We start from the raw sequence: 18330 nt of genomic DNA, 5'->3' as shown, positions 1-18330 counted from the left end.
CCCTCCTTTCAAGGCGCAGGTCCGCGGCTCGGCGCCGCCTCAGACCTTCGTGACTTTTATCTTCAAACCTTCGGCGAATGCGACGACGCGGATCCGCGATCCTTTCGGAACGGACTCTTGGGCTTCGGCGTCCCAGATTTCGCCGTGAACGAAAACCTTCCCCTCGGGGGCGAGATCGGTCATGGCCCGCCCGGTTTCACCAATCATGCCCTCCACTCCGGTTACGGCCCGGCGGGCATGGGCGCGGATGATCAGGGTAAGGAGAAAAATGATGATCAGGGAGATGCTCACCGCAACGGGAATGACGATTTTCAGACTGGGCCGAAGCTCGGGGATGGGCGCGTCGATCAGCATCAGGGATCCAATGACCATGGCCACAATTCCTCCTACAGATAAAATGCCGTAACTCTGGACCTTGAGCTCCAGGATAAACAACCCGGCCGCCAGAAGAATCAGAAGAAGTCCCACGTAATTGATGGGCAGAATCTGGAAGGCGAAGATGGCCAGGAGAAGGGAAATGCCCCCCAGGACGCCCGGAAGAATGGCGCCCGGATTGGAGAATTCGAAATACAATCCCAAAAGACCGAGCATGAAGAGAAGATAAGCCAGGTTGGGGTTGGAAATGGTCAAAAGAAACTTTTGACGGCTCGTCATCGGATAGGGGACGATCGACTCCCCTTCGAGAAGAAGAGTTTCCATTTCCCCTCCGAAACGGCGCAGTTCGCGGCCGTGGAGATGGACCAAGATATCCTGCTCGGATGCGGCGACGAGATCGATCAGGCCGCCTTTCAATGCCTCCGTTTCCGTATAGGAGTGGGCTTTTCGGACGGCGTCTTCAGCCATTTGGACGTTGCGGCCTCTTTTCTCAGCCAGGGTTTTGATATAGGATGCGGCGTCATGGGTGACCTTGTCCTCCATGGTTTTGTCCATGGCCTGGCCGGTGATGCTGACGCCGACCGGACTGGCGGCTCCGGTGTTGGTGCCCGGCGCCATAACGAAAACATCGCAGGCGACGCCGATGAAAAATCCCGCCGATGCCGCCCGGGCGCCTCCCGGGCTGACATAAGCGGCGACGGGAACGCGCGAGTTGACGATTTTCTCGATGATCTCGCGCATGGAGGAGTCCAGTCCGCCCGGCGTGTTCATGTTCAAAATAACCAGGCGGTATCCTTCGGCCTCGGCTTTCTCGAGAGCCTTGACGATATATTCGGACGTCACGGGATGAATCGGGGCGTCGATCCGGAGCGTTAAGATGGAGGCCGAGGCCAGGGCCGGAGCGATCGCTCCCGCCATCAACAAGGACAGGATCTTTTTCATGTTGTTCCCATTATAGGAACTCGAACGGGTCAAGTCAACTGAGGGTCTTGACTTTTCCGACCCATTAAACTAATTATTATCTATTCGTAACGTCTAAGGAGCCGACGATGATCAAGAACGACATAGGCCTCGAGATCGAAAAGCGATCCGAATTGACACGGGCCAGATCCTTGGTCATCGTCGAGGCCGTTTTGGATGCCCTGAAGGACGCGCTGGCCCGGAAGGAAAAAGTGGAGATCCGGGGGTTCGGCAGTTTCAAGGTCGTCTCCAAGAAAACCGGATACGGACGGGATATCCGAAGGAAAAAACAGATTCCGATCGAACAGGGAAGCCGGATCAAGTTCCGGGCCGGACAGGAATTGAAAAACCTGACCTCGGGAAAATCCTGACGCTCCCCGCCGTTTCGACCCGCCGAACGCATTCATGAAGACCGTCAAACGATATTCGCTTCTTTCCAGACCCGCCAAGGTCCAAGTCTCTCAATTTGCCAAGACGGTGCCGGGCGGGTCGTCCATGACGGATTTTATCAAGTCCCTGCCGGGATTTCTGGCCGCCGCGGATTTCAAGGAATTGCTGGTCAGGATGAGGACGTCCCGGAAAGAGAAAAAACCCATCCTCTTCGCCTGCGGCGCCCATATCATCAAGACGGGGCTTTCCCCCGTTTTCATCGACCTGATGCGCGAGGGTTGGATCTCGGGTTTGGCCCTGAACGGCGCCGGGATCATCCATGACTTCGAAGTTGCGTTCTGCGGCCGGACCTCCGAAGAGGTTGAGTCGCAGATCCGCACGGGACGTTTCGGGATGGTCCGGGAAACGGGCGATGAGCTCAACCGGGCCGTTCATGACGCCGCGGCGGACGGCCGGGGATTGGGCGAGTCGGTCGGGCGCATGCTGTCGAAGTCCCGGTTTCCTTACAAACGTCTGAGTCTGTGCGCGACGGCCTTTGATTTGGGAATTCCCGTAACGGTTCATGTCGCTCTGGGCACGGATATCATCCATTCTCATCCCGGAACCAGCGGGGAAGCCCTGGGCGGAGCCTCGCTCCGGGATTTTCAAATATTCTGTCGGCTGGTCGAGGGACTGGATGGGGGAGGGGTCTTCGTGACCGTCGGTTCCGCCGTCATTTTACCCGAGGTTTTTCTCAAAGCCGTTTCCGCGGCCAGAAACCGCGGCTTCAAGCTTGAAACCTTCACGTCGGCCGTATTCGACTTTCAGAAGCTTTACCGGCCGGATCAGAATGTTGTCCGCCGCCCGTTGGGACAAAAAAGCCGCGGCTTCTATTTCGTCGGACATCACGAAATCATGATTCCGCTGCTTGCGGCGGCTTTGAAATGCCGGTCCTGAGGGCCTCCCGCATATCGGCTTCGGCCGAAAGTTGGGCATAAAGTCTTTCCGACTGATCCAAGGTGTCTTCCGGCCTGCCGGAAGCATCGATCAGGTAGTCGGCCCGGCCGATTTTTTCCTTCTGGGGAAGTTGAGCGCGGATTCTCGACAGAGCCTCCCTGCGTCCGATGCCGTCTCTCGACATCAGCCGGCGGATCTGTTCGCTTTCGGAGCAGAAAACGACAACGATGCGGTCGAAAAGATCGGGCAGACCGGCTTCGTAGAGAAGCGCGGATTCGGAAACATAAATGCGGGTCCGGCCTTCGTTCCTCAGGCGGGTCATTTGGATCTTCATACGGGTCAGGACGCGGGGATGGATGAGTTTTTCGACCCAGGCCCGCTGGCCGGCGTCATGGAAGACGATCCGGCCCAGAGCGGCGCGGTCGACGGCACCGTCCGGCCGGAGGATGCCGGCGCCGAATCGATCGACCAGGGCGTTGGTGACGGGACTTCGCCGCCGCATGAGATTGCGGGCGGCCCGGTCGGCCGAGCGGACGAAACATCCCGGCTTCGAGGCCAGGACGGCGGCGACCAAAGACTTTCCACAGGCGATTCCGCCCGTCAAGCCGACGGTGAACACGCTATCGGTTTTCTCCGGTTTTGAAGTACCGGACCGTTCTCATGAATCGCAGGGCGACACCTTGTTTTTTGGACGTTGAGTCGGGTTTCGCCAAACGGGTTACGACGCCGCCGAGTTCAAGTTGAGCGCTCTTGTTTTCCGTGAGCTTTTTCGGGAGATCGATGAGGAGTTTGATTTTGGATCCGATCACGATCGCCGCATCCAGGAGAAAAAAAGCTCCCGTGGACGAAATGTTGTCCAGCATCGTCTTTTCGGAAAAGGGCGTGCCGTCGGGTGAACACCCTTCGACAACGGCCGACAAGGGGAGGCCAAACCGTTTTTCGCGGCGCCGGTTGATGACCAGATCCAAGCCGGTTCGGCGGGCCGGTTTTCGGCTTTTCGATGCGGCCGCGGGCTTGTTCGATTTCGCCATGATCGATATCATTCCTCCCGTCGGCCGTTCGCTAGCCTGATCTATGCATAAGAATGCCGATGTGTTACATAACTCATGTGATATCCGTAAGATCTTCAGCTTGTCGACTTTTCATCGGATTCCCGGAAGCTGTTCCCGTAAATACCGGCATTCTTATGCATAGATCAGGCTAGAAAAGCGCCGAGTTTATGGCATAGAGCGCCAACTGCAGACGGCTGTGGGTGTCGAGCTTCGAATAGATGCTTTTAATATGGGATCGGACGGTGTTCTTGCTGATGAACATCATTTTGGCGATTTCATCGTTGCTTTTTCCCTGTCCGATCAGCCTCAGGACCTGAAACTCCGTCGGCGTCAGATGCTCGAGAGTCTTTTCCTTCATATCCCGGCCGACAACGGAGATGATCCTGTCCATGATGCTGGACATCTTGTCGCGGGGAAGCCAGATCTCCCCCTTATGGACGGCCCGGACGGCTTCGGCGAGTTGTCCCGATGTGTCATTGAGATCGAAATATCCCCGGGCGCCCGTGTTGATGAGGTTGACGGTTTCTTCCTGGGAAGGAATGTTGCCCATCAACAGGAGCTTCGAGGTCCGTTTGTCACCGGCCGCCTCTCGAACCGCCTTGCAGATTTCCCGGAGATTGGGCATGGCGTCAAGATTGACGAAAAGGATGACATGCGGCCGGAGTTTCCGGACCGAAGCCATGAAAGTTTCCAGGGTGTTTTTTTCAACATTGACGATTTCGAGGTCCGAATCCGATTCCAAAGCCCGGATGATGCCTCCCAAAATAATGTCCGAAGGACAAAAAACAAGAACGGAAACCCGTTTATTGTCGGAAAGCATTGCGGCTTTCTTTTTCATGTCCTGTTTGCCTTTCCGGATATCCCAAACACCATATGACTTATCTATCTATATGTCATCATGTTCGGGATTGTCAAGAGAAATCAGGAAGGGGATTTCATCTCCGCCGGCTGGAGACGGAAACGGCCGAAGAGTTTGATTCGGACGGAACGGCCGGATTGGATCTGTTTTCGGCGCGGGGTTGCGGAGATTTCTCCGGCAAGGAATAGCTTCAGAGGCGGGCCGAGAAGCAGGGTTCCGGGGACATCCAGGGAAAGCCGGACGGCCGTTCCCACGGGAACCCGGGCCTTGAGTCCGCACTGCGCTTCACAGGCATTGATGGCCGTGATCCGGGTCTCTTCATGGAACATCCGGCCCCGATCGTCCATACCGGATACGGCGGCGGGAAGAGAGAGCGAGAAAATGCGCTCATTCCGAGAATTGTCGGATAGGGTGCGGCCGGACATGACGTCTTTATTTTCATCGCGCATGACGGCTGCCACCATCCCTTTTGCCGATGAAAACCGGGGTGATTTTTACGGCGGCAACATCACCGAAGGGGGCGATGCCGAAACCCCTGTGTCCGGGTTGCCGGAGCAGACGGGGATTCCGATTCAGGATGAAGGGGATATGATGTACCGGGACTCCAGGTTCAGGAAGACCCGCTGCAGTTTTTTATTCTCGGGAGACGACTCGACCAGGAAAATGTCGCCGCGAACGGCCAGCTTCAAATCGTCTCCCTCCGAAAGCCGGGGAGGAAGCGCCACGATGAGTTTGAGTTTCGTGCCCGCGAGGACAGGCGCTTTGAGGTCGAAGGAGGCCATCTTATGGCTCATGAAAGATAACAGGGTCTCTTCTTTGAACTCGGTGCCGAGGGCGTCCGTGCCCTCCACAACCATGGGGAGAGACATGTTGAATCCGTTTTCATGTCGGGTTTGGCCCGGTTGGGACGTCCGAAAAGAGCCTTTATCTTCCATAATCCCTTCCTTTTCCTATTAGGCGCGATCAAGATTATTATTAACACCGGAAACGGTCAATCACCCCTAAAGATGAAATGGCAGGGGATTTTTCCTCACCCCGTTTATGACCGGACTCCACCCGGCCGCGCTTTTCTTGACAAATGGAAGGACGGGCGATAAAATGGCCGAAGTCTTTAAAATTCAAGGAGATAGTGTGAGCGAACGAGAACGGAATGTGACACGGATAACCCCCAAAAGCGAGGATTTCTCCAGGTGGTATATCGAGCTCATCCGCCGCGCCGAACTGGCTGATTACGCGCCTATGAAAGGAATGATGGTCATCCGTCCTTACGGCTATGCCGTCTGGGAAAACATCCAGGCCGGACTCGATGCGCGATTCAAGGCCTCCGGGCATGCCAATGCCTATTTTCCGCTTTTCATTCCCGAAAGCGCCTTGAAAAAAGAGGCAGAGCATGTCAAGGGATTCGCTCCCGAAGTGGCCTGGGTCACGCACGGCGGCAACGATCCTCTTGAAGAGCGTTTGGCCGTCCGGCCGACTTCGGAAGCGGTCATCGGGCCCATGTATGCCAAGTGGATCAAATCTTACCGGGATCTTCCGGTCTTGATCAATCAGTGGTGCAACGTCGTCCGCTGGGAAAAGGTCACCCGTCCGTTTCTCCGCACGACGGAGTTTCTCTGGCAGGAGGGCCACACGGTTCACGAGACGGCGGAGGACGCCCAGGAAGAAACCCTGAAGATTCTCGGAATCTACAAGGAGTTTGTGGAAACGGAACTGGCGATTCCGGTACTGGCCGGCCGCAAGAGCGAAAGCGAAAAGTTCGCCGGCGCCGAGATGACCTACGCCATCGAAGGCCTGATGTCGGACGGAAAGGCTCTGCAAATGGGAACGTCCCACAACCTCGGGCAGCATTTCGCGAAGGTTTTCAATATTCGTTACGAAGACAGAACCCAGAATCTTCAATTCGGCTGGCAGACCTCCTGGGGCGTGTCCACGCGCCTGATCGGCGCCGTGGTCATGTGCCACGGCGACGAAAACGGGCTGGTCTTTCCCCCGCGCATCGCCCCCCTTCAGGTCGTCATCGTTCCCATCGCCGTCGGCGATTGGAAACAGACCGTTCTTCCCCGGGCGAAGAAAATCCGCGATGAGCTCGAAGCGGCCGGAATCCGGGTGCGGCTTGACGACCGCGAGGAATTCACGCCCGGCTGGAAATTCGCCGAGTGGGAGATGAGAGGCGTACCCTTGAGAGTGGAGATCGGCCCCCGGGATATCAAACAGGGACAGGTGGTTTTCGTCCGCAGGGACGGGGCCGGAAAGCAGGCTGTTCCGGCGGAGGGGCTGGCCGAAAACGTGAAAAACGTTCTCGATGACATTCAAAATACGCTCTTCACTCGAGCTCTCGAGTTCCGCAAGGCCGAAACCCGCGAAGCCGGCTCTTACGAGGAACTTGTCTCCATCGTGGAGAATATGCGGGGTTTCGTCCTGGCCGCCTGGTGCGGAGCCGAAGCCTGCGAAGATAAAATCAAGAAGGAAACCATGGCCACGATCCGGGTCATTCCCGCTGAAGAGGAAAACCGCGAAGGCCGGTGCGTTGTCTGCGGGCATGAATCCTGCGTTCGGGCCTATTTCGCGCGGGCCTATTGACGGGAAAGCCCGAGAACAGAGAAACGGGAAAAGGGCGGCATGGGGAATGACAGCGAAGAACGGCGCCTGATGGTGGAACATCAGATCCGGGCCAGGGGCGTCCGAGACGACTGCGTCCTGCGGGCCATGGAAAAAATTCCCCGCCATCTTTTCGTTCCCGAAGAGGCCCGATCTTCCGCTTACGCCGATGAACCGCTGCCCATCGGACTCGGCCAGACAATCTCCCAACCTTATATCGTCGCCTTCATGACCGAGGCTCTTGGACTGAAAGGCGACGAGCGTGTTCTGGAAATCGGGACGGGATCCGGATATCAGGCGGCCGTTCTGGCCGAATGCGCCGCCCGGATCTATACCGTCGAGGTCATCGAAAGCCTGTCCCGCCGGGCCCGCCGCATTCTTCAGGACCTCGGTTATCGCAATATTGAATACCGTGTCGGTGACGGATCCGAAGGCTGGCCCGACGAGGCTCCTTTTGATGCCGTGATCGTCACCGCAGCCGCCGCCCGGATTCCGGAAAAGCTGGAAAACCAGTTGAAACCCGGAGGACGCATGATCATCCCCGTCGGAGGCGGATATCACCAGGATCTCCGGCGGATCGCCCGGACGGACACGGGATTCCGGAGAGACAATCTGTTGGCCGTACGCTTTGTGCCTTTAGTCTCGCCGGAGCCTGGAAAGCCACGGACGGAGGATGATCCATGAACCCAACGTTTTTCCGATTCGCAGCGGTTTTTCTTCTTCCGGGTCTTTTTCTGATGCCGGCCGTTCAGGCCGGTTGTGCTCCGTCGGTCCGGGATCAATTTGTTAAAATCATCCTTCCGGACGGAGAATCCATTCGGGCCGAACTCGCCGTCAGCGACCGGGAAAGGCAGCGGGGATTGATGTTTCGGGAGTCCCTGGACGAGGACCAGGGCATGCTTTTTGTCTTCGAGGAGGAGGCTTTCTATTCCTTCTGGATGAAAAACACATGGATCCCTCTGGATATTCTCTGGCTGGACCGGGGGAAACGTATCGTCCATATCGAAACCGATGTCCCGCCCTGCCGCGAAGAACCCTGTCCTTCCTACGGACCCCGGATTCCGGCTCTCTATGTGCTGGAGCTTAAAGCCGGCAGTGTGGAAACCCGGGGCCTGAAGATGTTCGACCGCCTGGAATTCATTCTCCCCGACTGGGTGAAACAACGGGTCCGCGAATGAAGCTCACAAAAGCGGCATTTGCCGAAAGGTTGCGAAACGGCGTTCTGCTTTGCGACGGGGGCATGGGAACCATGCTCTACGCCAAGGGCATCTATCTCCAAACCTGTTTTGACGGGCTGAATATCTTCCAGCCGGAAATCATTCGGGACGTGCACCGCGAATACATCGCCGCCGGAGCGGAACTCATCGAAACCAACACCTTCGGCGCCAACCGCTTCAAGCTGAAAAAACATGGTCTGTCCGATAAGGTTTCCGTGATCAACGCGGCTGCGGCGGCGATCGCCCGACGGGAATCGGGAGAGGACATCCTGGTGGCCGGGGCCGTCGGGCCTTTGGGCTTGAAAATCGAACCCTGGGGACCGACTTCGGCCGAAGAGTCCGTTCAGGCATTCTCCGAACAGATCGAGGCCCTGGCCGGCGCGGGAGTGGACCTCTTCATCCTGGAAACATTCGCCGACATCAACGAGATCCGGCAGGCCCTGAAGGCCGCGGCTCAGGCGGCTCCAAATCACCCCGTCATGGCTCTGATGACCATCGGCGAAGACGGCAACAGTCTGTATGGGACAACCCCGGAGGTTTTCGGCGTCAAGCTGGCCGAGTGGGGCGCCGACGCCGTGGGAGTCAATTGCAGCGTGGGCCCCGCGGTGATGCTGACTTGTATCGAGCGATTGATCCGTGTGACCGGGCAGACGCCTCTTTGCGCCATGCCCAACGCAGGCGTGCCCCGCGAGGTCGATGGACGGAATATCTATCTCTGTTCTCCCGATTATCTGGGCGAATACACAAAGCTTTTTATCCAGAACGGAGTCAGGATCGTCGGAGGGTGTTGCGGCACGACGCCGACCCACACCCGGGCCATGAAACGCGCCGTCCGGGCCCTTCAGCCGCCCCAACCGGCCTCCTCCGCCGTCCGTGAAGGCCTCGAAAACGGATGGGAAACCCCGGCCGTCCCCCGGAGCGAGAAATCCAACATGGGACGTATGCTTGAAGAGGGACGTTTTATTGTCAGCCTGGAAATTGTTCCACCGAGGGGTTACGATTGCATCCAGGCTCTCGAAAGCGTCCGGAAACTCCGCGACAGGGGGATCGCCTTCGTCAATATTCCCGACGGTCCCCGGGCCAGCGCCAGAATGAGCTCCCTGGCCTTGGCCGCCCTGATCCGGCGGGAGTCGGAGATCGAGCCCGTGCTTCATTACACCTGCCGGGACCGGAATCTCCTGGGCATCCAATCCGACCTCATCGGCCTCCATGCCCTCGGGGTGAAAAACATCCTCGCCGTCACCGGCGATCCGCCGAAACTCGGCGATTATCCCGATGCGACGGCCGTCTTCGACGTTGACTCCATCGGATTGACGAACGTCCTGAACGCACTCAATTCCGGGCGGGATATCGGCGGCCGAAGGCTGGATCGCCCGACGGCTTTCCTGATCGGTGTCGGCGCCAATCCAGCCGCCGTCGATCTGGGTTACGAATTGTCACGGTTCGAATGGAAGGTGAAGGCCGGAGCCGAATTCGCAATCACCCAGCCGGTCTTCGATGTCCGGGTTCTCAAAGATTTTCTTGAGAAAATCCGCCATTGCCGAATTCCCGTTTTGGCGGGGATCTGGCCTCTGTCCAGCCTCCGGAATGCCGAGTTCATGCACAACGAGGTTCCCGGTGTGAGCGTCCCTGATGAGGTCATGGAGCGGATGAGAAAGGCCCAGGACAAGGGTCCTGAAGCGGCCCGAAAAGAAGGCCTGGCCATCGCCCAAGAGATTCTGAACGCCGTCAAAAATTTGGTGCAGGGTGTGCAGATCAGCCCCGCATTCGGACGAACCGATATCGCCCTCGAAATCCTGAAAGTCCTATAGCCTGGATCAGCCCGGCGGATTCAGGAGATCCGCCAGTTCACGGGCGGCCCGCTGCGACGGGTTGTCCACGTGGATCATCTTCCGGATGCGGTCGAAATGGGCTTTCATGCGGGTCCGGTCCGGTTCCGAATCAAGAAGAGCCGTGGCTTGGGCCGTCAGCTTTTCCGATGTGAAATCGTGCTGGATGAGTTCGGGAACGACAAGCTCTCCGGCCAGAATATTGACAATGCTGACGCTTTTGAGGGTGATCATTCTTTTGGCTAGTGCATAGGTCAAGGGTGAGATCTTATAGAAAGCGATGAAGGGTGTTCCGAGCAGAGCCGTCTCCAGGTTGGCCGTGCCACAAGAAGACAGAACAAGGTCGGACCAGGCCATGGCGTTGTATCCGTCCTCCGATGCGGACAGAACGCGAAAGGCATGATTGTGCCCCGGAGGAGCCCTCAAAACATCGGCTTCCAGATTGGCCGCCCGGACAAAAAGGCACTGGCAATCCCGAATCTTCTCGAGATGAGTTGCGGTTTCCCATAAAACCGGAAGATGGCGATGGACTTCGCCGGCCCGGCTTCCCGGAAGAACGGCGACCACGGATTTTGTCGGATCCAGTCCGTGAATTCTGAAAAAATCCGCCTTGATCCGGCTCGTTCGGATTTTATCCTGAAGCGGATGGCCGACATAGGCGTGAGGAATGCCAGCCTTGCGATAGATTTCTTCCTCGAAGGGAAAAATCAGCAACATGCGCTCGATTCGGGCCTTGATCGTTTTCAGACGGCGGTGACGCCAGGCCCAGACCGTCGGGCTGACATAATAAAGAACGGGAATCCCCGCCCTTTTTAACGAACGGGCCAGGCGAAGGTTGAAATCGGGAGCGTCGATGAGGACGGCGGCCCGAGGTTTTTTCTCCCGGGCGGTGCCGGTCAGGGATTTCAGGATCCGGCGGATTCGGGGAATGTGGATCAGCACTTCGGTCAAACCGACCACCGCCAAATCGTTCATCGGATGAAGGATGTCCACGCCCGCCGCGGCCATTTCCGGGCCGCCGATTCCGAAAAAAGAGGCGGAAGGATCCAGGGATCGGTATTCCCGGACGAGCGCGGCGCCGTATTTTTCTCCGCTGGACTCTCCGGCGACGATCAGAACGGAGGATTTCAAGGACGGTCCTTTGTTTCTCCGTGGCGGATGATTCGGGGGGGATTTTCGGGATCGTGGCCGTAATAAAAAAGCCAGGCGTCGTAAGTTTCCTTTTCGTTGAGGACACGGAAGGCTTTTTTGGTCGATGTGCTGACAACGCCGAGAATTCTCGGATTGGAAATCGAATCCAAGGCGGATTCAGGAGCGATGAGGATGGTTTGTCCGGTTTCGCCTTCCGGCACGGAAGCGGAAAGGCTCTCGGATTGAAGAATGATATCCCAGGCGCCGCTTTCGGTCATGGGGTCGGGATAAGCCCGGCGCAGAAATCCGTTTTCCTCAAGTTCCTTGAAACTGGCGGGAAATCGTCCGGGGTTTTTCCGCGTGAAAACCCGGACCGCCTCAACATATTGACGGCCCCGAAAGATCAGTTCTTCTTCCTTTTCCCTCTGGATCTGAGTTTGCCATACGGGCACGGCGACAAGAAGACCGATCGAAAGGACAAAGACGACCATCATCAGCATGATCAGCATGTAGCCGTCCGGCGCGGATTTCACCATGTGTTGTAAAGCGTCCCATTCAGGCCGGTGCGCTCTGAACCCGATTTGACGTCCCATATGCCCGGAAGGGGAGATGCGGCCGGCTCATCCGGCGCGGGGAAATAGGGGATAGGGATCCAGGTGTCGGCGGACTGGGTGATCGGATCGACGGGGATGGTTCTCAAGTATCCGTCTTCGACCAGTGTGTTGAGGGACGGGGGGTAGCGGCCCTTGTCCTGATAATACTGGTCAAGGAGCTTTCTCATAATGAATAGGTTTTCCTTCAGAACGGCCTCGCGCGCCCGCTGAGTGGCTGTTCGATATTGCGGAAGTCCGAGGCCGACAAGGATGCCGATCAGGGCGAAGACGACAATCAACTCGATGAGGGTGAACCCCGGAGAGGCGTGCCATTTGCAAAATCGGCGGATCATTGGGTCACCACTCCCTGTATCGACTGCCGTCCAAAGCCTTGGCCGTGCTTCGGGTATAGACATCGAAGACGTTTTCGCCTCCCCAGGAATCGGAACCCGGATCGTCCTGGAAGGAGCGAAGCCCCCAGTCCGGGGATTCCGTCATGGGGTCGCGGGGAATCCGGCGAAGGAAACGAAAGATTTTTTTTTCGCTGGAAGCGCCTTCGGATTTATCGACGATTTCGACACCTTCGACCAGGGTTTTCAGGTCGGGAGGATAGCCCTCGCTGTCGGCTTCGACGGAGAACAGGTTTTCGTCGGCCATATTTTTGTAGACATCGATGGCTTCGCGGAGAATCCTCAGGTTCCGTCTCAATTCGATCTCTTTTTCCCTTTGGATCGCGGTCCGGGCCAACGGCACGGCGGCCCCGGCCAGAACGGCCACAATGGAAAGCGTGACGAGCATCTCCACCAGGGTGAAGCCGCCGCGCCCTTTTAAGATTCCCGCTGTTTTCCGCGGTGTTGTCATCACCTCGCCGGGGATCAGAATCTGTTCCTGTTGTGCCGACGGGGAGGGCGGTTCGAATCCCGCTGCTGTCCGGAATAGGTGTTTCCGGACGATGGCGTCGATTCCCCGTCGGAAGATTCCGATTCTTCGAGTGCCTTCTTGCTCACGCGGACCTTGTTGTCGTCGTCGATACTGATCACTTTGACGGTCAGCATCTGTCCCATTTTGATGTGGTCCCGGATGCTGTTGATCCGGTAATTGGCGACCTCGGAAATATGGAGAAGTCCGTAAATATTGGGCAGGATTTCAACGAAAGCGCCGTAATCCTCCAGACGGACGACTTTTCCCGTGTAGGTTTTTCCGACTTCGGCCTCGATCGTGATCTCGTGGATCATCTCCTTGGCTCTCTCGGCCGCTTCCACATCGGTTGAGGCGATGATGATTTTTCCGTTCTCCTCGACATCGATCTTGACGCCCGTCGCCGCCGTGATTCTCTTGATGACTTTGCCGGCCGGACCGATGACGTCTCCGACTTTCTCGGGATTGATGAAGAGCGTCAGGATCCTCGGCGCGTAAATGGAGATTTCGGGACGCGGCTGGGCGATCGCGGCCTTCATTTTGTTCAGAATCTCGATCCGGGCGTTCCGGGCCTGCTCAAGAGCTTCGCTGAGGATCTGACGCGTCACATGGGAAATCTTCAGATCCATCTGAATGGCGGTGATGCCTTTTTCGCTGCCGATGACCTTGAAGTCCATATCTCCGAAATGATCCTCGACACCGGCGATATCCGTCAGAACGGCGTATCGATCGCCGTCCTTGACGAGACCCATGGCGATTCCGGACACGACCCGTGTCAGGGGAACTCCGGCGTCCATCAGGGCCAGGGCGCCGGCGCAGGCCGTCGCCATGGAGGAGGAGCCGTTCGATTCCAGGATGTCGGCGACGATGCGGACGGTATAGGGAAACGCCTCGGAATCGGGAATGCCGGGCACAAGGCCTTTTTCGGCCAGGGCTCCATGGCCGATCTCGCGGCGGCCCGGACCCCGGAGAAAACCCACTTCGCCGACGCAGAAAGGCATGAAATTGTAATGGAGCATGAACCGTTTTTCCGATTCCGCGCCGATTCCGTCGAGCCTCTGGATGTCGCTCACCGTCCCCAGGGTGACGGTCGCCTGGCATTGGGTTTCCCCGCGGGTAAAAAGAGCCGAACCGTGGGTTCTCGGAAGAAACCCGACCTCGATCTTGATGGGCCGGATTTCGTCGAATCGCCGGCCGTCGGTCCGGGCCCGATTGTTCAGGATGAACTCGCGGGCCAGGCGCTCCTGGAGAATATAGAAATGCCGCTGCACGTGGGCGATCTCTTTTTCATTTCCTTCCGGAACCCGGTCGACCAGGAACTGCCGGATCTTGACGACGGCCTGTTCGCCGGCCTTCTTATTGGGAATTTGAAGGGCTTTGAGAAGCGCGTCACCGATTTCCTCTTTCAGGCGGGTCAGAAGATCTTCATCGGTTTCGGCAGGGGTGAATTCGCGTTTTTGGATGCCGGACCGGGCGTAGGCGTCCTTTTGGGCCTGGACGATCCGCTTGATCTGTTCCATGGCCAGGTCGATGGCTTCGATGACCGTGTTCTCGTCGACTTCGACGGCGGCGGCCTCGATCATCACGACGCCGTGTTCGGTGCCGACGACAACCATATTGAGGAGGCTGCCCTCGAGTTCGGAGGTCTTGGGATTGATCACAAACCGGCCGTCGACGAGGCCGATCTTGACGGCGCCGATGGGCGTCGTGAACGGAATGTCGGAAAAATAAAGGGCGGCCGAAGCCCCGATGATCCCCAGGGTATCCGGGTCATTTTCCAAATCGGCGGAAAGAAGAAGTCCGACGACCTGAGTGTCAAAAAAGTAGCCCTCGGGGAAAAGGCTGCGGACCGGACGGTCGATCATACGGGCGATGAGGATTTCCCTTTCCGTCATCCGGCCTTCGCGTTTGAAAAAGCCGCCGGGGATTTTGCCTGCGGCGTAGGTGTTCTCGCGGTAGTCGATGATCAGGGGAAGGAACGGCTTGGTTTCCTTCATGTCTTTTTTGGATGTCGCCGTCACAAGCATGACGGTATCCCCGTATCGGATCAGGGCGGATCCATCGGCTTGGCGCGCCACCTTGCCGATATCGATGGATAGGGTGCGTCCTTGGATATCAAGACTAATGCTGTTGGACATTTTTTTCCTCGACCCGGACTACTTTCTGAGGCCCAGGCGTTTGATGGTTTTTTCGTAGCGGCCGACGTCTTTCTTCTTGAGATACTCAAGAAGACGTTTCCGCTGTCCGACAAGTTTCAACAGCCCGGTTCGGGAGTGGTGGTCTTTCTTGTGGGTGTTGAAATGTCCGATGAGCAGATTGATGCGTTCCGTCATCAGGGCGATTTGAACCTCGGGCGAACCCGAATCGGTCGCATGGACCTGGCTCTCCCGGATAATACGGGTTTTGTTTTCTGTGTCTAGCACTCGATGTGTCTCCTTATGGTTTTCCGCTACATCATATCCCAAAACGGGCGGAAATGTAAATGTCTTGTTATCAGGAAGTCAGGGCTTTTTTTCTGTCCAGAAGATGGCGGGCGTAACGGGACCTCCATCCTCCCTGGGATGTCTTGAGTTCAGCCAGGCGGGTCTCTATGTCCTTAAGGGTCAAGTCTTTGACTTTCTTTCTGCGGGGTTCTTTTTCAGCGGCTGTTTCTTTCTTGGCGTCGTCTGCCATTTTACGTTCCTTTCGGGATTATATCCAGACAATTTCAGCCGACATCTTAACAGATTTTCCCGATTCATGCAACGCCCGGATCTTGCACGAATGCCGCAATTTCGATATAGTCTAACGGCCGTGTATGTATTGTATACCTTTTTTCTCTTTGTCGCGTTGGCTCTGTATTGTCCCTACTATGCCGTTCGTATGAAAATCCTGAGGCGGGAGCGTCTCTATCTGAAGGAGCGCCTGGGCTTCGATCCGATATCCCGGGATCCGGCCAGACCCGGCATATGGATTCATGCCGTCAGTGTCGGGGAGGTCCTCTCCGTTCAAAACTTCGTGGAGCGGCTTCGGGCGCGCCATCCCGAATGGGACATCTTCGTTTCGACCCACACCAATTCCGGGATGCGCATCGCCCGGGAAAAGCTGGTTTCCGCGGACAAAATCTTTTTCGTTCCCCTGGACATTCCCTGGGTCGTCAGACGGATCTTCCGGGCCGTCGATCCCCGCGTCCTCGTTCTGGCCGAATCGGAATTCTGGCCGAATCTTCTCCGCGAAGCGGCTCGGCGGGGAACACGCGTTCTCGTCGTCAACGGCCGCATCTCGAAAAATTCTCATAAGAATTACAGCAAAATCCGGCCGCTGATCCGGAAAATATTCCGAAATGTCGACCGGTTTCTGGTCCAGACCGACCTCGACCGAATCCGGCTCGAGGAACTGGGAGTTCCCGGGGACAAAATCGGTGTGGCCGGTAATCTCAAGTCGGAAGTCCACATCGCGCCTCTGGCGCCCGATCAGCGCGCATTTCTGCGTGAAAGCCTGGGCATTCCGGAACATGGCCGTGTCGTCGTCGCCGGAAGCACCCGTAAAGGCGAAGAGGAGATCATTCTAAGAGCCTTCCGGACCGAACGACGTCCGGACGGCCTTCTCCGTTTGATTTTGGCGCCGCGCCAAATCGAGAGAGCCGGGGAATTGGCCAAAGCGGCCCGGGAAGACGGATTGACGGCATTCTGCCGAACCGAAATGCTTCAAGATCGTCTTCCGGCCCGCGCTTGGGATGTCCTGATCCTGGATACGCTCGGAGAATTGGCCCGGTTCTACGCCCTGTCGGATTCCGCGTTTGTCGGCGGAAGCCTGGTGGAGTGGGGCGGACACAATATTCTGGAACCCGCATTCCATGCCAAGCCGGTTTATTTCGGTCCGCACATGGGCAATTTCGCCCATTTGGCGGAATGTTTCCTGAAGGGCGGCGGAGCCAGGGTGGTTCGAAACGAGGAGGACTTGTCCGCCATGTTCCGATCGGCGGGAAGTCCGAATTCCGCCGAGATGGGCGGGCGGGCCAGAGCGTGTTTGGACGCTTTGCCCGGGGCCACGGACAGAACGATCGGCGACGTCGAAAGGCTCGTCAACGGTTTTGCGGATCACACCCACCGGACATGACCCGTTCTATTCAACCCGCGCGCGCGACATCCAAGTGCTTTGCCGCTTTCCTCGTTTTTGCCGTTTTGCCGGTTTTGATCCCGGTCGAGGCGCTTCGTGCCGAAGACTTTCGGGCTGCCGATACCCTGGGACGGGATTATTTGAAGCAGATCGGAAGGGACCTGGGTGCCGTGGCTCAATCCCCGCTGAAGTGGAAGGGGAGGGATCTCGCATTTTTCGGCGCCGCAGCCGGTGCCGGAATTTTCCTATTCTCCGTCGACGAGGATATCCGGATAGCGGTCCATAATAACCGGACCTCGGGAACGAAGGATGCCGCCGCCTTTTTTGATCATTTCGGCGATGGTGCGGTGCTTACGGCGCTCATGGCCGGAGTTTACACCACCGGGCTGATCGCGGACAAACCGGGCTGGCGGCGGACCGCGCTTCTCGGTTTTGAGAGTTATGTCATTTCCAGCCTGTTTACCACAGGCATCAAGACGATTGCCGGGCGGTCACGTCCTCCGGCGGAGGAAGGACATCTGCGTTTCCGTCCGTTTTCCACGGCTTCCCGCCGAACCTCTTTTCCTTCGGGGCATACGTCGGCGGCCTGGGCTGTCGCGGCAGCCGTGGCCGATGGATCGGAAAGTCCTGTTGTCGATGTGATCTGTTATTCGACGGCCGCGATGGTTTCCCTGGCCCGCATCCATAAGGACAAGCATTGGGCTTCGGACGTTTTTTTCGGAGCTGTTTTGGGTTATGCATCGGCGAAAATGATAGGCCGCAGGAATCGGGCGGGAGATGGGACCGAGACGTCCGCCGGACTGACTCTTGTTGCGGGGAGCCCCGCATTTTTCTTTTCTTTAAGTTTTTAGAAATGATATCCGAACTTAAGCCCGGCCCAAAACGGCTCCAAGCCCCACCCGATACCGTCCGTCAATAACAGAGCGGCCTCGAAGGCAAAAGTGAATCCATCGCGGCTCAAATACTGCATTCCGAAAGGTACATAGAGGCCTGGATTCCACTCCCCCCCACCGAACAGTTTGAGTTCAGGCAGGAACGTCACTTTGACTCCCAGATAAGGACTCCAGTTGGATTGACTCAAGTGGATCTTGACTCCGGAATAAAGTCCGACCAACCCGGCTCCGGCTTCGAAATTGATTGCGGGAGTGAGGAAATAATCGACTTGGGCGGAACAAATCAAGGTTGGGCCGCCCAACTGAATCCCGACTCCTAATCGGCGGTTCACCCGGGGATTGCCGGATGTGTTTTCAAGGGCGATCAGAGGAAAAGCGAAAAAGAGAAAGACGGCCATCAAAAAAATGCTCAGATGTTTTTTCATAGTCCGCGCATCATACGCAAAGGAGCCCCATGGGTCAAGACAAATCCTTTAAGAAA

Annotated in this window: 22 protein-coding genes; 8 read left to right on the top strand and 14 right to left on the bottom strand. The window is 57.1% G+C overall.

Features of this window, described 5'->3' with window-relative positions; all coding sequences use genetic code 11:
* Positions 1–39: 39 nt before the first annotated feature.
* On the bottom strand, positions 40–1317 hold the full coding sequence (locus tag SCM96_00285; protein MDW7759060.1) for a nodulation protein NfeD: 1278 nt from the start codon (positions 1315–1317) through the stop codon (positions 40–42).
* 107 nt (positions 1318–1424) lie between these two features.
* On the opposite strand from SCM96_00285, the gene SCM96_00280 reads away from it, so the two are divergent.
* Both SCM96_00280 and SCM96_00275 read left to right on the top strand, forming a co-directional pair.
* Positions 1425–1706, top strand: coding sequence for an HU family DNA-binding protein (locus SCM96_00280; GenBank protein ID MDW7759059.1), 282 nt, complete (start codon positions 1425–1427; stop codon positions 1704–1706).
* 34 nt (positions 1707–1740) lie between these two features.
* On the top strand, positions 1741–2661 hold the full coding sequence (locus tag SCM96_00275; GenBank protein MDW7759058.1) for a hypothetical protein: 921 nt from the start codon (positions 1741–1743) through the stop codon (positions 2659–2661).
* On the opposite strand, the gene coaE is transcribed toward SCM96_00275, so the two are convergent.
* The 5 genes from coaE to SCM96_00250 form a co-directional block, all read right to left on the bottom strand.
* Positions 2618–3280, bottom strand: coding sequence for a dephospho-CoA kinase (gene coaE, locus SCM96_00270; GenBank protein MDW7759057.1), 663 nt, complete (start codon positions 3278–3280; stop codon positions 2618–2620). The two genes, SCM96_00275 and coaE, sit on opposite strands and share 44 nt — an antisense overlap.
* A 1-nt stretch (position 3281) precedes the next feature.
* Positions 3282–3692 carry a PilZ domain-containing protein gene (locus SCM96_00265; protein ID MDW7759056.1) on the bottom strand — a complete coding sequence of 137 codons (411 nt, stop codon included), beginning with the start codon at positions 3690–3692 and terminating at the stop codon, positions 3282–3284.
* A 169-nt stretch (positions 3693–3861) separates the two neighbouring features.
* Positions 3862–4551 (bottom strand): response regulator transcription factor, encoded by a 690-nt coding sequence (locus tag SCM96_00260; protein MDW7759055.1) that lies wholly within the window; start codon positions 4549–4551, stop codon positions 3862–3864.
* A gap of 83 nt (positions 4552–4634) precedes the next feature.
* Entirely contained in the window at positions 4635–5021 is a 387-nt protein-coding gene (locus SCM96_00255; protein MDW7759054.1) for a hypothetical protein, read from the bottom strand.
* Positions 5022–5144: 123 nt separating this feature from the next.
* Positions 5145–5507 (bottom strand): PilZ domain-containing protein, encoded by a 363-nt coding sequence (locus tag SCM96_00250; GenBank protein ID MDW7759053.1) that lies wholly within the window; start codon positions 5505–5507, stop codon positions 5145–5147.
* 196 nt (positions 5508–5703) lie between these two features.
* On the opposite strand from SCM96_00250, the gene proS reads away from it, so the two are divergent.
* Genes proS through SCM96_00230 form a run of 4 tightly spaced genes read left to right on the top strand, consistent with a single transcriptional unit; the run spans position 5704 to position 10198 of the window.
* The gene (proS, locus tag SCM96_00245) at positions 5704–7152 is read left to right on the top strand and encodes a proline--tRNA ligase (GenBank protein MDW7759052.1); all 1449 of its coding nucleotides are present in this window, start codon (positions 5704–5706) and stop codon (positions 7150–7152) included.
* Between the two features lie 39 nt (positions 7153–7191).
* Positions 7192–7854 carry a protein-L-isoaspartate(D-aspartate) O-methyltransferase gene (locus tag SCM96_00240; GenBank protein MDW7759051.1) on the top strand — a complete coding sequence of 221 codons (663 nt, stop codon included), beginning with the start codon at positions 7192–7194 and terminating at the stop codon, positions 7852–7854.
* A complete protein-coding gene (locus SCM96_00235) occupies positions 7851–8348 on the top strand; it encodes a DUF192 domain-containing protein (GenBank protein ID MDW7759050.1) in 498 nt (165 codons plus the stop codon). Before SCM96_00240 ends, SCM96_00235 begins: the two co-directional genes overlap by 4 nt.
* Positions 8345–10198 carry a bifunctional homocysteine S-methyltransferase/methylenetetrahydrofolate reductase gene (locus SCM96_00230; protein MDW7759049.1) on the top strand — a complete coding sequence of 618 codons (1854 nt, stop codon included), beginning with the start codon at positions 8345–8347 and terminating at the stop codon, positions 10196–10198. The genes SCM96_00235 and SCM96_00230 overlap by 4 nt, the downstream gene beginning before the upstream one ends.
* Positions 10199–10204: 6 nt before the next feature.
* Here the strand turns inward: SCM96_00230 and lpxB are convergent, their stop codons facing one another.
* The 7 genes from lpxB to SCM96_00195 form a co-directional block, all read right to left on the bottom strand.
* A complete protein-coding gene (gene lpxB, locus SCM96_00225; protein ID MDW7759048.1) occupies positions 10205–11347 on the bottom strand; it encodes a lipid-A-disaccharide synthase in 1143 nt (380 codons plus the stop codon).
* A complete protein-coding gene (locus SCM96_00220) occupies positions 11344–11883 on the bottom strand; it encodes a hypothetical protein (GenBank protein MDW7759047.1) in 540 nt (179 codons plus the stop codon). The genes lpxB and SCM96_00220 overlap by 4 nt, the downstream gene beginning before the upstream one ends.
* On the bottom strand, positions 11877–12293 hold the full coding sequence (locus SCM96_00215; GenBank protein ID MDW7759046.1) for a prepilin-type N-terminal cleavage/methylation domain-containing protein: 417 nt from the start codon (positions 12291–12293) through the stop codon (positions 11877–11879). The genes SCM96_00220 and SCM96_00215 overlap by 7 nt, the downstream gene beginning before the upstream one ends.
* A gap of 4 nt (positions 12294–12297) precedes the next feature.
* The gene (locus tag SCM96_00210; protein ID MDW7759045.1) at positions 12298–12801 is read right to left on the bottom strand and encodes a type II secretion system protein; all 504 of its coding nucleotides are present in this window, start codon (positions 12799–12801) and stop codon (positions 12298–12300) included.
* Positions 12802–12815: 14 nt separating this feature from the next.
* Positions 12816–14996: a polyribonucleotide nucleotidyltransferase gene (pnp, locus tag SCM96_00205; protein ID MDW7759044.1), complete on the bottom strand. Its 2181-nt coding sequence runs from the start codon at positions 14994–14996 to the stop codon at positions 12816–12818.
* Between the two features lie 18 nt (positions 14997–15014).
* Entirely contained in the window at positions 15015–15281 is a 267-nt protein-coding gene (gene rpsO / locus SCM96_00200) for a 30S ribosomal protein S15 (protein MDW7759043.1), read from the bottom strand.
* Positions 15282–15351: 70 nt separating this feature from the next.
* Complete coding sequence (locus SCM96_00195; GenBank protein ID MDW7759042.1) at positions 15352–15531, bottom strand: hypothetical protein; 180 nt, start codon at positions 15529–15531, stop codon at positions 15352–15354.
* 189 nt (positions 15532–15720) lie between these two features.
* Between SCM96_00195 and SCM96_00190 the strand changes: the two genes are divergently transcribed.
* Together SCM96_00190 and SCM96_00185 are read left to right on the top strand one after the other, a co-directional pair.
* Positions 15721–16956 (top strand): 3-deoxy-D-manno-octulosonic acid transferase, encoded by a 1236-nt coding sequence (locus tag SCM96_00190; GenBank protein MDW7759041.1) that lies wholly within the window; start codon positions 15721–15723, stop codon positions 16954–16956.
* Positions 16953–17807 (top strand): phosphatase PAP2 family protein, encoded by an 855-nt coding sequence (locus tag SCM96_00185; protein ID MDW7759040.1) that lies wholly within the window; start codon positions 16953–16955, stop codon positions 17805–17807. The genes SCM96_00190 and SCM96_00185 overlap by 4 nt, the downstream gene beginning before the upstream one ends.
* Here the strand turns inward: SCM96_00185 and SCM96_00180 are convergent.
* Positions 17804–18274 carry a hypothetical protein gene (locus SCM96_00180; protein ID MDW7759039.1) on the bottom strand — a complete coding sequence of 157 codons (471 nt, stop codon included), beginning with the start codon at positions 18272–18274 and terminating at the stop codon, positions 17804–17806. The two genes, SCM96_00185 and SCM96_00180, sit on opposite strands and share 4 nt — an antisense overlap.
* Positions 18275–18330 lie beyond the last annotated feature (56 nt).

This window comes from Acidobacteriota bacterium (genome assembly GCA_033549365.1).
Taxonomy (GTDB): Bacteria; Acidobacteriota; Aminicenantia; order Aminicenantales; family Saccharicenantaceae; genus JAWSUF01.
The sequence above is the reverse complement of the archived record's forward strand: the minus strand, read 5'-3'. Positions and strand labels throughout refer to the sequence as shown.